The sequence below is a fragment of the Psychrobacter sp. P11F6 genome, from assembly GCF_001435295.1.
In the GTDB taxonomy this organism is placed as follows: domain Bacteria; phylum Pseudomonadota; class Gammaproteobacteria; order Pseudomonadales; family Moraxellaceae; genus Psychrobacter.
Window position 1 is genome coordinate 2,762,362 of the sequence record NZ_CM003594.1, and the last position, 13,179, is coordinate 2,775,540.

The following is a 13,179-nucleotide window of genomic DNA, read 5'->3' on the forward strand; positions in this document are numbered from 1 at the left end:
TTGGGTAATATTTACATTTGATAGCATTTACTGAATTATTTACGTTTAATGGTTCTAGTCGTTACTCCAGTCGTTGCCCCACTAGTTGCGTTAGCAGGTGCTTTAGCCGCCGCTTGATAAACGGGCGTAACCTCAGGTAAGAGTGCCTGAATTTTAGCGATACGCTGCCCAGAGTTTGGATGGGTAGACATCAACGTGGCTAGAGCGTTGCTACGACCATTGGCAGCCTCCATTTTTTGCCATACTGCAACGGCAGATTCTGGATTGTAGCCTGCCTGCGCCATTAAGCGTAGACCACCCGCATCGGCTTGTGACTCTTGACTACGAGAAAATGGCTTATCAAGTCCGTAGTCACTAATCAAACCCAACGCATCATCACTTAACCCTGTTCTTGACTGTAGTTCGGCACCACCTAACTGCAGCGCTAAGCCGGTCAGAATTTTTTGCCCAGCATCCTTTTTACTGTGCTCAGATAACGCATGGGTCATTTCGTGTCCCATGATTGCCGCGATCTCTGCATCTGTTAACTGTAGCTTTTCTACAATACCGGTATAAAAAGCCATCTTACCACCCGGCATTGCCCAAGCGTTTAATTCAGGTGAACGTATAACCGTGACCTGCCAATCAAAAGGAACGCCTGTTGTATTAGCGCGAACGGCGTAGGGCTTCATACGATTAAAGACGTTTTTCACTCGAATAGCGGTAGCAGAAGTATTATCTACCGCGCCTTGACTACTGGCTTTAGAGACCACTTGAGAGTAACTTTTAGCCGCATCAGTATTTAATGTAGCCGTATCGTACCCTGCCATATCGGCGACCGTAGTACACCCTGCTAAAGTAGTAATAGTAGTCAGCAATAGAGCATTTTTTATGTTATGAAAACTGGTCATTAGACGTCCTGGTTGAGAGATGCAATTGAGTTAAATAGCTAAGCTACAGGCAATGAATTGATAGACTTAACATTCCACGATCGAAATTCATGTCTTGCCACACATTAATTGAGAGCGATACGTCATTGAGAACGTAACTAAAATTCAATCAATATGTAATTATAATGTAAGTAATGTGTCTAAATTATCGAGGAAGAGATTATCATTATAGAAAACAAAAGTCTATTAATTTTATAGTCTATTAATTTTATAGTCTATTAATTTTATAGTCTATTATTTGTTTGATATTATTTGTTTGATATCACAATTCCCAGCCAACCTCCATTTGACGCCTACAACTTTATTCCTTTAATTAAAATCGCTGCTCAGAGAGCAGCCTGCAATAGATTCCACTAAATAAACGCTCGTATCACATTGATCACTCACGCATCTACCGTACGTTCTATTTTCTCTTTGCCAAAAAAGTTTATAATTTATCGTAGCATCAAACATAATGTCCGATAATGTCTGCGCAGCAGCTCCCAGACCCTTTATAATAGAGTATCAATACCAACCTGCGTATCTCACCCATGACCTCTATCAGCTACGTAAAGCAGCAGCGCATTACTAGACTATGCGTGCGCTGCGGCTTACTCCTTATGCAGTATGGCGCTGAGTCTGCCGTAGTCGTGGACTTGTCTAAACGTTTAGGGCTTGCTTTGGGGATGAACAGCGTCGAATGTTCACTGAATTTTAACGCCATCACCCTGACGACCATCTGTGACGAGCGCTGTATCACCACCACCAGAGACACGATCAATCAGAGCATCAATGTCAATTTATTGGTACAAATCCAGCAAATTATCAATAAAACTGAAGCTACCGTCGATAGTACCGATTTGATTGACCGCACGACCCTTGCCTTTGATGAGTTAGATAAGACCGTATACCCAACGTGGCTGGTGGGCATATTTGTTGGTGCGTCTTGCGCAGCGTTTGCGTATTTGAATGGGGGCAGTTGGTCGATTACCACCGTGACATTTATTGCGGGTATGGTAGCGATGTTCACCCGTATTTATCTGTCCAAACACCACTTTAATCCTTTTATCACCGTCATTGTGACCGCTTTTATTGCTTCTTTAATTGGAGCGACGACCTATTATTTTGACATTGGTAATAATGCCGATATTGCGGTTGCCTCTAGCGTCTTGCTACTGGTGCCTAGCTTTCCTTTGATTAATTCGTTCTCAGATATCTTAAAAGGCTATGTCAATATTGGCGTTGGGCGTGCGGTGTTTACTTATATGCTTACCTTATCCGCGTGCGTTGGTATCGTGATGGCACTGGTTTTACTTCGCATACAGCATTGGGGGTTTTGAGATGTGGTTCATTGAGACTGTTGTGCTGTCATGTATTATTACCCTTGGTTGGACGCTGATGTTTAGCGTACCCAAACGCTATATTTTGCCTTGTTTGCTGATGACTGCTTTTGGCTTTGGATTAAAGACTGCTCTCGTTTATCAGCATGTGCATCTCGTGGTTGCCAGCTTTTTCGGGGCGATGCTTGCCAGCTTTTTGGGCGTGTATTTTTCTAAGAAATATACCTTACCACCCAAAGCACTTATCTCGCCTAGTGTCATTTGTATGATGCCCGGTATCGCCGCTTATAAGGCGATGGTCAGTATGGTGCAGATTGGTTATTTTGGTTTTTCAGACGAGTTATTTAGCCAAATGATGGTGTATTTGTTTGAAGCATTATTTGTCACCTCAGGATTGGTGCTTGGCTTATCCATTCCGGGACTGTTATTTTATAGACGACGTGCCATTGTTTAAGTAAGTCTAGTTGGGTCTAAATGGAATTATTAGATGTCAGGCTATTTTTGCCTAAATGCTTTTATATTCTGATGCTAGCTGGTACATCCTCATAAGCAAAACCTTGTAAGATTAATAATGATACCCATTACAATAGAGTTCAAAGCAACAGAATTAAAAAATAATAGACGGCAAAATTGCACCAATACGCATCAATACGTCCTGAATAAAGAGACTTAACCATGACAAAACATTATGACTATATCGCCATTGGCGGCGGTAGCGGTGGCATTGCTTCAATCAACCGTGCGGCGAGCTATGGCAAAAAATGTGCCATTATCGAAGCCAACCAACTGGGCGGCACTTGTGTGAATTTGGGCTGCGTTCCCAAAAAAGTGATGTGGTATGGCGCGCAAATTGCCGAGGCGATTCATAAATATGCGCCAGATTATGGCTTTGATGTGGATGTTAAAGGTTTTGACTTTCAAAAACTGGTGCAGAGCCGTCAACAATATATCGAAAACATTCATCGCTCTTATGATAATAATTTGGCCAAAAATGGCGTAGAAGTGATCAAAGGCTTTGCCAAATTTGTCAATACCAATACCGTAGAAGTGAATGGTGAGCTGATTACCGCTGACCATATTTTGATTGCCACAGGCGGTCACCCGATTCAGCCAGATATCAAGGGCGCAGAATACGGCATCGACTCTGACGGCTTTTTTGCGTTGAATCATTTGCCAAAACGCGTGGCAATTGTGGGAGCAGGATATATCGCTGTTGAAATCGCAGGCGTGTTGAACAGTTTAGGCGCTGAGGTGCATCTGTATGTACGCCAGCACTCGCCGCTGCGCTCATTTGATCACAGTGTGGTAGAGGCGTTGCTGATAGAGATGGAGCAAGACGGTATTCAATTGCATACCAATACCACGCTCACGGAAGTCAATAAAAACGAAGATGGCAGCCTGACTTTGTGTACTGAAAATGGCAGCTTAGACACGACAGATTGCTTGATTTGGGCGATCGGTCGTGCGCCATCGATAGACAATATCAACCTGCAAGTGACAGGGGTAGAGACGACCAAGTTTGGCAAAATTAAAGTCGATAAGTTTCAAAATACCAATGTTAAGAACATCTATGCGGTCGGCGATATTATCGAAAACAGTGTGGATTTGACGCCAGTAGCTATTGCCGCCGGTCGCCGCTTATCCGAGCGCTTGTTTAACAACAAACCTAATGAGCATTTGGACTATACGTTGATACCGACGGTTATCTTTACCCATCCTGCTATTGGTACGATTGGCTTGTCTGAAATCGACGCGGTTGAGCGCTATGGCAAAGAAAATATCAAATGTTATAAATCGACCTTTACCTCGATGTATAGCGCGGTGACCCAGCATCGTCAGAAGTGTATGATGAAACTGGTATGCTTGGGCGATGAGGAAAAAGTCATTGGTCTACACGGTCTTGGCTTTGGTGTTGATGAGATGATTCAGGGCTTTGCCGTCGCCATCAAAATGGGCGCGACTAAAGCGGACTTTGACAATACGGTTGCCATTCACCCAACTGGATCAGAAGAGTTTGTGACAATGCGCTAGTTTGATAGAAAGACTGGGTTAAATTAGTAGAAAGGCTACCCTTAATGAGGTAGCCTTTCTTTATAGATAATGACTTGCACTACTTGCTACAAGTCCCTTTTATGCCGAGTTTGAGGTCAGCGATTGCTTCCCTGCCTTCACTTTCAGGTACCAGTTTAACACCCGCACCACCAACAATTAAACCTGGCTTAATATATTGTTTTACAAAGTAGTTATTACCCGCTGTAGTATCAATCATTAAATCGTTAGGAGAAAATTCAGATTCGGTAGAAACTTTGTGCTGCATATTGCCCAGTACTTCATGATAGAAAAAAGTGCCCCGTGCAGTTTCACCAATACATTCATCATCTACCCACACATCTTTCTTTAGAGCCCCACCCACCACACTATTGCTACGATAAATATATAGACCAGCATTGTTGGCACTAGGTGCTTTCACTTGCTTGAGTACGCTAGATACTTCGATATTTTCAGTGGGTACAGAAGCACAACCGGCAAATAGTATTGATGTAATCGTTAGAAAAGCGATTTTTTTTAGCATTTTATCTCTCTAAGAATAAAGTGAATGTGATTTGAAAGTTCTGATGATTTTGTTATGAGTAACTTTAAAAAACATAGCTCTGCTTTAATTACCTAATACCCATTCATCGTTCACTTGATAAACTTTGAAATTGGTCTTGTTAGTGCGGCTCTCCCCCGCGATTGTCTGAGTGATATCAGCGGTACACATATAAGTATTGTCGCCATCAACAGTATCACAGTTGATATTCTCGACGCGTTCAAGCTTTGGCATCATACCCTCCATCATGCCGCTCATCGCCTTTGCCATCTCATCATTGCCTGCGTTCGCCATCGCATCGTCCATCATACTATTGGCTTGCTCGTATTGTGCCTCGATTAACGCTTCAACCGTGCTTTCAGAAGGTGCATTAGAGCATGCGACAAATAGCGGTGTTAGTAATGCTATGGCTGCCAGTTTTTTCAGATTAGTCATCTCAATCTCAATGTATCTATAATGTTACTTCACTATACAGAATTACTTCTAAATACCCAACTTAATTTTAGAATACAAGTTTGGATTTATGATGAATAGCTTTAATAATTTAATGAGATGAAGGAATTAACGTGCGGTGTATACTGACAGTGCATTCACGATACTGCTATGATGTGGTATTCAAAACCGTTGCGAGATAACTGTGTGGCAGGTGTACTTTTTTATATTACCGATTGGTCTGGGAATTATGACCTTGGCAGCAAGTTTGTTATTTTTGTTTGCTTATCTGATGTCTGATGACAATGCCACGCGCTTGCCCGCTTTTAACTGGTTCAAGCGCTTAATTATCGTGGCATTTATACTGCTAAGTGTTGGGCTATTTATGACCTTTGGTCATTTTTGGGGTTGATAAAATCAGCCTTTAAACATTCAATATTCTTTAATGAACTATTTTTTCCAACTCCAATAATTCTAAATCTTCACGCTTTGGCTCGCCATTATTACCGTCATTTGGAAATGGCATTTTATTACCATTTAACTCATAACCTCGGCGCTGATAGTAAGCCAACAGCTCAGGACGATGACTTAAGATAGACATGGTCAAACGCGCAGTGTTTTTAGCTGCTGCTTGCCCATCTGACTGTAGATGACGAGTAGCAAAGGTTTCTGCCGCTTGCAAAATCACATTGCCAACGCCATGCCCCTGCAGCTCTGGATCTACCGCAAACATACCGATATAGGCTTTGTTGTTTGAATCAGCATCGGTTTTGATATCGACAGCGATACAACCAAGTATCTCACCCGTTTCCTCTCCATCACGGTCACCCGTTGTCGTTTTTGGATAGACAAAGTAATAGTGATTAGGGTCATTAATTACGGCAGCGAGCTCGGCTGACGTGGTTCGAATACCACCAATTAAATCCGCCTCATTGGTCCAACCTGCGGTCTCGCGATAACAGCGATTTAATAATTGCTCAAGTGCACTAATATCATCGGCTTGCGCTTGTCGCAAAAACACGGACTCTCTCTCCGAGTTATTTTTATCTATAATATTTTTATTCATATTATAATTTTTCCTTTCCCTGTTTGTATTAAAAAAAACTGACCCAAATCGATAGGTCAGCCTTAATAGTAATATGTATCCATCTTGAGTACTAGGGCGATAACACCTGTGCTTGGTCGATAATATTAAATCCTGCCTTAAGCTGTGCACGCGTTGGCGCATGACCACGGCGGAGCAGTTCAGAAAAGGCAACCAATTCTTTATCACGCCCTAAAGTGCTAGCCGCACTAGCACGTGTGTCTTCCCCGTCATCATCAAAGTAGTATTCGATATAATCTAACGTATCTAGTGAACCAAACAAGATATTATTATCAGGTGTCGTGGCATGACCACTATAGCGTAGGCTCTTACCATATTGCATCGTCCAAAAGAAAGGAATGCGCGCGGCTAGTGAGTTGACATTGGAGTCGTTTAAGATAGTGGCAGCAGTGACTAAACCATGCTGCAAGGCCACCCGCCAATGTTCGATGCGCATGCGTCCCATTTGTCCAGAAGCTTTCGCAATATCGCCCAATGCATAAACCCCATCGCGTAGCTGTAAATGCTCATCCACTTGCACGCCATCTGGCGCGTTTACTTCTTCAAATAGTTCTATACGTGGTGCTACGCCAGTCCCCAAAATCACGATGTCTGCATCAACTTGCTCACCATTCGCCAGCGTGACACCGCCCACTTGTGAAAAGGTTTGGTTTTCTTCTTCATTCTCAGACGGATTAACAACCCTTTTGACCTCAGTGATTTCATTGACCCTGGCATCAAAAACAAACTGAATGCCATTATCCTCATGCAGCTTGATCAGCGCATTACTGACGGTTTCGGAGACGATATTTCCCATTACCCGATGATCTTGTCCGATGACGGTAATAGAAGCCGTCGTGCCTGCTTGTGCCAATGCGTAAGCGACCTCCATACCGATAAAGCCAGTACCGACAATCACCACACGCTGATCGTGACTGGCCGCTTTTATCAATTTGGCATCATCCATACTACGCAGCGTATAAACGCCATCAAGCTCTGCCCCTTTAAAAGGAGGAACCTTTGGCTCAGCGCCTGTTGCAACCACTAAAAAATCAGCAGTTTGTCTGTCACTATGACCAGTTTTATCTTTAATGATAATGGTACGTTCATTAGGCAATACTTCGCTGACGGTTTGATTCAAGCGCAAACTAATATCGTGTTTGCTCGCCCAATCTGCACCGCCTAGTAGAAGCTTCTCTTCAGGCATATTGCCAGCTAAAAATGCTTTGGACAATAACGGACGGTTATAAGGGGCTTTGTTATCAGCACTAATCAAGGTGATTTTGCCACCATAGCCAGTGTTACGTAGCTGATGCGCTGTCATGAAACCAGCCGCACCGCCGCCCACGATAAGGGTGTGTGTATCGATAAGCTTATCATTTGCAATCTTTTTGTCTATCTTCGCTGAGGTATTCACCGTCAAGCTGTCGCCATTATCGGTCACTTCGTATTGAGTCAAACCTTCTGTCGCGACTGGCTCTAACAGAGTACCATCGCGGCTATCAAAAGTCGCATGATGCCAAGGACAGACCACGCGATTGCCACAGCGTAATCCTGTGCCTAAATCTGCGCCTGCGTGCGGGCATTTACCATCGAACGCCTGAAACTCATCGTCGTCACGGGTAATTAAAATGATACTATCATCATCTTGCTTGTACGATTTCATACCGCCATTGGCAATATCAGCCTTATTAATAGTCACTGTGTCAATCGTTGCATTGGTCATAAGTCTTCCTTAACAGTTATAATGGTTCCCTGAATCAAACGTGTTGAAAATAACCCTATCGCATCAGCCAATTTCAACGAAAAATACCATTCTCGATACGTTTATTTAAATGCTTTTTTAAAACGCTATCCATTGATAGTAGCAAGACACTTTCGCACACGCTGTTTTTTTTGTATGTTTCCTGCGTTGCAAAACGTAATCGTTAACTGTTAATCCCTATGCTTACCTATTTTTTTAAATCTTATCCTCAAAATAAAAGACGACTTTATGACTTCTCGTGATGACATGACCGATATTAATGCTAGCCCTCAATCCGCTCTTGAAAGCACTCAACCTGATAACGAGTTACCTGCTAATGGGTCGTTTAATAATGAGCAGTTTGATATGGCCAGTATCGATATTACCGTAGCGACGGATACTGCGCAGTTACCGCAGCCTCTTCAACCACCTGTACAGCAAGCAACCTATAAAGCCAACGTAACTGATTTCATCGTTAATGAGCTATTGCCGCTCGAATTCACCGGTGAAGGTGAGCATTTATGGCTGCATATCCAAAAATCAGGGATGAATACCGCTTATCTTGCCAAACTGCTGTCAGAGTGGGCAGAGATTCCTCTGCGCGATGTTGGTTATTCAGGTCTTAAAGATCGCCATGCATTGACAACCCAGTGGTTTAGCTTGCGAATCCCAAAAAAACAACTGCCAGCTGCTGAGTTTGCACCAGTCGATATCGGAGCCAATGAATCGGTCACGATCATCGACCAGCAATGGCACAACAAAAAGCTCAATCGCGGCACGCATCGCGCCAATCAATTCATCATTACCTTGCGTGATATCCAATTTGCTGATTTTGATACAGCATTGCCAGCACCTGAGCAATTATTGTCGGCGAAGCAAGATGTCAAACAGCATTTATCAAGCATCGCTATAAATGGCGTGCCCAATTATTTTGGCCCTCAGCGTTTTGGACGAAATGGCAATAATATTAGAGAAGCATTATCACTGTTTGCGCGTCCACTACAGCAAAGTCGAGCACAACCCAAAAAGAGCAAACGCAAGCACGCGCCACGTGAGCAGAATACAATGGAGCTGTCTGCCGCACGTAGCTTAATTTTCAATGAGATATTGGCAGTACGAGTGCGTGATGGCAGCTGGAATACTGGGCTGGCAGGCGAAGTGTTTAACTTAGAGGGTTCAGGGTCAATATTTACTAGCGAAGCCATAGATGACACGTTGCGTGCACGCCTTGAGACGGGTGATATCCATCCCACTGCTGCATTATGGGGCAAGGATAATGATAAAGTCAGTGGCATGGCAGCGAATATTGAGAAAAATGTGATTCAGCAAAATCCGCTACTGGCTCGCTTAGCCAATGGTTTAGAGCAGCGCGATGTAAAAGCACAGCGACGCGCGCTGCGCCTACCTATTGAAGCGCTGTCTTGGGAATGGCAGGATAAGGATAATGAACAGACATTGGTGCTGAGCTTTACGTTAACGACAGGTAGCTTTGCCACCAGTGTCTTGGCAAGCTTAGTAAAACAATTAATATACTAAAGCGTAGTTGACCCTTCGACTATGGCAGTTAGCTATGTGCCATAAAGCGCTTCAATATTATTATTTTTTGCGGCCAACATCTCGTTGGCACTCACCACTTGATCACGGCCACGGCCTTTGGCTTCATACAAAGCCTTATCTGCCATACAAATTAAGCGCTGGCAAATATCGTGAGGTAGCTGCACTGCGGGAATTTTAAGATTCACGCGTTTGCTACTATACGAGGGGATTCTCTGCGGTTTAGCAAGCGACTGCGAGGCATCCTTTTTATTCAGAGTTTCGCAGGCTTGTTTTATACAATTACGCTCACCATGGGTTAGTGTATATAGCCCCAAGCTGGCAGTCACACTAAAGGTTGTATCGTCATCGAGAATGATGACGTGTTTGGCGATAACACGCCGTAATTGTTCAGCAATTATCATAGCTGTGTCGTGCTTCGTATCTGGCAATACAATCAAAAACTCCTCACCGCCATAGCGACTCACGATTGTTTCATCAGTTAAAGACTGCAAGAGCGTCTGCGCGACCTCTACCAATACTCGATCCCCGATCTCATGACCGTAACTATCATTGACCTCTTTAAACCAATCCAAATCCAATAAAATAACGCTGATATCTTGATGGTCTTCTACTGACTTCAGCACCTGCTTCATTTGCATCATCCCGTAACGGCGACTTTTGAGTTGGGTTAGCTCATCTTGATTGGCATGCTGCAGAATTTCCTTTTTACTATCATCTAATATTAGTAACAAAGTACGAAACATATAGATAATAAAAATAGCTTTTGGTAGCGCCATATAAATATGTGTAGAACGCCAAAAAAAAGCGGAAGATCGGCGCAATTGATCAACACTGTCCCAATTTAGCGTGCCATTTTGAAAAATAGAGGCAGAGATGGCGTTTTCGATTGTCGTAATTTCACTATAATTGATATAACTATAATAGGTATCAAGAGGAATGACCGTGAGCGTCATTTGACGCAGATTGGGTAAAGTAACGCCAAGATAAGGAATAAATGTGACTGCCAGAATGACGGCTGCGTGCCCTAAAAACGCTCTCCATACATAGCGCCGACGTATAAGCATCATCCCTAATATCGCACCGCCGACTAAAGAGACGCCCGCGACCAAGCTACTATGACCTAAAACTAAAATAACCATTGCAATATAGGCACTATAAACCGTAATTAGTATGCCTTGCCATTTATACAGATTGCTATTGGCTTTTTTGACAGGTGAAAAACGACTGGTCATCCATAATAAAAACAAAGCTACCAGTGTCACGCCGAACCATAGTGGATAAAGCAGGGCTATATCGACATAGGTGTCATAAACATCGCGGCGCCACCAAACAAATAAACACCATAGCCAGTGTAAAGATACCTCCATCACCATAAATAAAGCCAGTAATGACGTTTTATCAGCAGCTTGCCACTCAAAAATTGCTTGAGATAGCTTGGTGTAGCCTAGATGAGATATCGATACAGCCATAGTAGGGCTACCGCAAATATTGAAAGTTATTAAGTCGACATTAAAACCATTAAATAAAAATCAAAAGCCTGAATCAACAATAATAAATGATATGACTTTTTACCTTATACCATTCCCAAAAACTTAAGTAGATAAGAATGCGAGTGTCGGTACTACATTTTTTAAACTAAATGGGAGTTAACATCGACGATTTCATTTTTAAAAATAAATCCCACTTATCTAGTGTGGCAATTTCTGTCGCAGTTATCAATCTATTTAGTGCCTTCATGCGTCAACATATGACGCATGATTTTTGGATAACCTGTCAATTGATATTTCAGCTGAGTTAACATTCAAAACTGTACTCAGCAATGAATTCTTGGCTACGAAAACATTGCAAAAGACTGCCAAACTCCCTGCTGCTCAGGGTTCATTGTCGGTACATCACCCAAACGACGCCACGGCATATTGCTACCATGAAAGTCACTGCCGATCGAGGCGACAAGATTGTGGGCAGCGATACTGCGATCGACCATTCTGCGAGTACTAACCGGTTCGCTATTCGACGGCAGCTCACAAGCATCGCCACCAAGACCAGCAAACTCTTCAATCAGTTTACGGACTCGTGTTGCTGAAAGCTGATAGCGCGTGGGATGCGCCAACACCGCCTTGCCACCACAAGCATGGATCAGCTCAATGCCATCAGCCATGCTCAGTGCATCAATCGCCACATAAGCAGGCTTATTATCTGCCAAATACTTATCAAAGGCTTTTTGTACTGTCTTGACTTCACCGCGCTCAAACAATACTTGACCAATATGCGCGCGCCCGACCGCTTGTGGATTGCCGCCAGCTTTATCAAGTACGGCTTGCCACAGCTCATCATAGTTAATATCCAATAGCGCGCTGAGTTTTTCAGTGATTCGCTGACCACGCGTGGCACGGCTATCCTGTAATTGCTGCAGCGTTGCATGCATTTTTTCGCGATCGGTAAAATCTAACCCCAGCACATGGATGATTTTATTGGTTGATTTATTTTTGCCATACCCACCAATAAGTGTGTGCTCACAGCTTATCTCGACCCCATTAATCAGCTGCATATCGCAGGCAATGGCAGCCTCACGCGCCTCATCAATTCCTGCCAGCGTATCGTGATCGGTCAATGCCAATACATTGACGCCGGCCGCATGGGCGCGCTGCACTACTTCCGTTGGTGCATAAGTACCATCAGAGCAAGTGCTGTGACAATGTAAATCGAATTTCATAAGAGAAGCCTTAGCATTAAAAATTAAAAGTGTAGAAAATAAAAAAATGAGCACATTGCCAATAAGCCGTTATATTTGGCAGTTGTCATGATTATGAGTCATAATCATGAGATATTGCTACGCAGGCCTGTGATATAGCATGATTATCGTGTTGATTGCTTTTTTTTGGCGCAGTAGACGTGTAAACTACCCCATACGTTTTTGTCGGACATCCCCTTTGCTATGAAAGCTTTATTAGACTTTATTCCCTTAATTGCCTTTTTCATTGCTGCTCGCTACAGCGGTATCTTAGCGGGGGCAGGTGCGTTGCTCATCGCCACTATCATTGTTTATGCCATTCATTTTATTCGCCAAAAAGGCACTTTTGATAAACAGCAATGGGTTGTCTTACTATTAACCATTTTGTTTTGTGGTGGTACTTTATTATTGCGTGATGATATCTATCTGCGTTGGAAGTCACCCATTATCAACGGTATCTTTGCACTAACACTTTTAGTCAGTGCTGCGATTAATAAGCCACTGATGCAACTGGCGATGAAAGATGTTTTTTTGCTAACGATGAGTGGTTGGAAAAAACTCACTCTCGCTTGGGCACTATTCTTCGCCTTTATGGGCATACTGCATTATATCACAGCGTTTACGATGTCAGATGAGGCATGGATTAACTTTAAAACTTATGGCTGGATTCCGATTATGTTGGTGTTCGTCATCGCCCAGTTTGCCGTATTAAAAAAGCACCTCAACCCTGCGCTCACGGATAAAACCGTCAAATAATACTCAATTTATCATTTTCTATCATTTTATAATAAAG

The 13,179-nt window shown here is 43.1% G+C and carries 13 protein-coding genes; 6 read left to right on the forward strand and 7 right to left on the reverse strand.

The features are described from left to right. Window positions 1-35: 35 nt before the first annotated feature. Window positions 36-890: a M48 family metallopeptidase gene (locus AK822_RS11360; protein ID WP_060491727.1), complete on the reverse strand. Its 855-nt coding sequence runs from the start codon at window positions 888-890 to the stop codon at window positions 36-38. A gap of 569 nt (window positions 891-1,459) precedes the next feature. Between AK822_RS11360 and AK822_RS11365 the strand changes: the two genes are divergently transcribed. The 3 genes from AK822_RS11365 (at window position 1,460) to gorA (ending at window position 4,279) form a co-directional block, all read left to right on the forward strand. Continuing rightward, on the forward strand, window positions 1,460-2,248 hold the full coding sequence (locus AK822_RS11365; protein ID WP_060491728.1) for a threonine/serine exporter family protein: 789 nt from the start codon (window positions 1,460-1,462) through the stop codon (window positions 2,246-2,248). A 1-nt stretch (window position 2,249) separates the two neighbouring features. Further along, complete coding sequence (locus AK822_RS11370) at window positions 2,250-2,702, forward strand: threonine/serine exporter family protein (protein WP_010201359.1); 453 nt, start codon at window positions 2,250-2,252, stop codon at window positions 2,700-2,702. Window positions 2,703-2,923: 221 nt separating this feature from the next. After that, window positions 2,924-4,279 (forward strand): glutathione-disulfide reductase, encoded by a 1,356-nt coding sequence (gene gorA, locus AK822_RS11375; protein WP_060491729.1) that lies wholly within the window; start codon window positions 2,924-2,926, stop codon window positions 4,277-4,279. A 79-nt stretch (window positions 4,280-4,358) separates the two neighbouring features. Here gorA and AK822_RS11380 read toward each other — a convergent pair whose 3' ends face one another. Both AK822_RS11380 and AK822_RS11385 read right to left on the reverse strand, forming a co-directional pair. Beyond that, window positions 4,359-4,820 (reverse strand): DUF2846 domain-containing protein, encoded by a 462-nt coding sequence (locus tag AK822_RS11380; protein ID WP_060491730.1) that lies wholly within the window; start codon window positions 4,818-4,820, stop codon window positions 4,359-4,361. A gap of 84 nt (window positions 4,821-4,904) precedes the next feature. Next, window positions 4,905-5,273, reverse strand: a complete 369-nt coding sequence (locus AK822_RS11385; RefSeq protein ID WP_060491731.1) for a hypothetical protein — start codon at window positions 5,271-5,273, stop codon at window positions 4,905-4,907. 247 nt (window positions 5,274-5,520) lie between these two features. On the opposite strand from AK822_RS11385, the gene AK822_RS11390 reads away from it, so the two are divergent. Next, window positions 5,521-5,682 (forward strand): hypothetical protein, encoded by a 162-nt coding sequence (locus tag AK822_RS11390; RefSeq protein ID WP_227676031.1) that lies wholly within the window; start codon window positions 5,521-5,523, stop codon window positions 5,680-5,682. A 30-nt stretch (window positions 5,683-5,712) separates the two neighbouring features. On the opposite strand, the gene AK822_RS11395 is transcribed toward AK822_RS11390, so the two are convergent. After that, window positions 5,713-6,336, reverse strand: a complete 624-nt coding sequence (locus AK822_RS11395; RefSeq protein WP_060491732.1) for a GNAT family N-acetyltransferase — start codon at window positions 6,334-6,336, stop codon at window positions 5,713-5,715. A 91-nt stretch (window positions 6,337-6,427) separates the two neighbouring features. After that, a complete protein-coding gene (locus AK822_RS11400; protein WP_060491733.1) occupies window positions 6,428-8,080 on the reverse strand; it encodes an FAD-dependent oxidoreductase in 1,653 nt (550 codons plus the stop codon). 267 nt (window positions 8,081-8,347) lie between these two features. On the opposite strand from AK822_RS11400, the gene truD reads away from it, so the two are divergent. Then, window positions 8,348-9,634, forward strand: a complete 1,287-nt coding sequence (truD, locus tag AK822_RS11405; RefSeq protein WP_416202327.1) for a tRNA pseudouridine(13) synthase TruD — start codon at window positions 8,348-8,350, stop codon at window positions 9,632-9,634. A 32-nt stretch (window positions 9,635-9,666) separates the two neighbouring features. Here the strand turns inward: truD and AK822_RS11410 are convergent, their stop codons facing one another. Further along, window positions 9,667-11,124, reverse strand: coding sequence for a GGDEF domain-containing protein (locus AK822_RS11410; protein WP_087945643.1), 1,458 nt, complete (start codon window positions 11,122-11,124; stop codon window positions 9,667-9,669). A 362-nt stretch (window positions 11,125-11,486) separates the two neighbouring features. Next, a complete protein-coding gene (locus tag AK822_RS11415) occupies window positions 11,487-12,368 on the reverse strand; it encodes a PHP domain-containing protein (RefSeq protein WP_060491734.1) in 882 nt (293 codons plus the stop codon). A 222-nt stretch (window positions 12,369-12,590) separates the two neighbouring features. On the opposite strand from AK822_RS11415, the gene ispZ reads away from it, so the two are divergent. After that, on the forward strand, window positions 12,591-13,142 hold the full coding sequence (ispZ, locus tag AK822_RS11420) for a septation protein IspZ (RefSeq protein WP_045444273.1): 552 nt from the start codon (window positions 12,591-12,593) through the stop codon (window positions 13,140-13,142). Window positions 13,143-13,179: the final 37 nt, after the last annotated feature.

Bases quoted from the DNA above. Each gene is read 5' to 3' on its own strand.
- ispZ (WP_045444273.1), top strand. From the start codon at position 12,591: ATGAAAGCTTTATTAGACTTTATTCCCTTAATTGCCTTTTTCATTGCT.
- AK822_RS11410 (WP_087945643.1), bottom strand. From the start codon at position 11,124: ATGGCTGTATCGATATCTCATCTAGGCTACACCAAGCTATCTCAAGCA.
- AK822_RS11415 (WP_060491734.1), bottom strand. From the start codon at position 12,368: ATGAAATTCGATTTACATTGTCACAGCACTTGCTCTGATGGTACTTAT.
- AK822_RS11360 (WP_060491727.1), bottom strand. From the start codon at position 890: ATGACCAGTTTTCATAACATAAAAAATGCTCTATTGCTGACTACTATT.
- AK822_RS11390 (WP_227676031.1), top strand. From the start codon at position 5,521: ATGACCTTGGCAGCAAGTTTGTTATTTTTGTTTGCTTATCTGATGTCT.
- truD (WP_416202327.1), top strand. From the start codon at position 8,348: ATGACTTCTCGTGATGACATGACCGATATTAATGCTAGCCCTCAATCC.
- AK822_RS11400 (WP_060491733.1), bottom strand. From the start codon at position 8,080: ATGACCAATGCAACGATTGACACAGTGACTATTAATAAGGCTGATATT.
- AK822_RS11395 (WP_060491732.1), bottom strand. From the start codon at position 6,336: ATGAATAAAAATATTATAGATAAAAATAACTCGGAGAGAGAGTCCGTG.
- gorA (WP_060491729.1), top strand. From the start codon at position 2,924: ATGACAAAACATTATGACTATATCGCCATTGGCGGCGGTAGCGGTGGC.
- AK822_RS11370 (WP_010201359.1), top strand. From the start codon at position 2,250: ATGTGGTTCATTGAGACTGTTGTGCTGTCATGTATTATTACCCTTGGT.
- AK822_RS11380 (WP_060491730.1), bottom strand. From the start codon at position 4,820: ATGCTAAAAAAAATCGCTTTTCTAACGATTACATCAATACTATTTGCC.
- AK822_RS11365 (WP_060491728.1), top strand. From the start codon at position 1,460: ATGACCTCTATCAGCTACGTAAAGCAGCAGCGCATTACTAGACTATGC.
- AK822_RS11385 (WP_060491731.1), bottom strand. From the start codon at position 5,273: ATGACTAATCTGAAAAAACTGGCAGCCATAGCATTACTAACACCGCTA.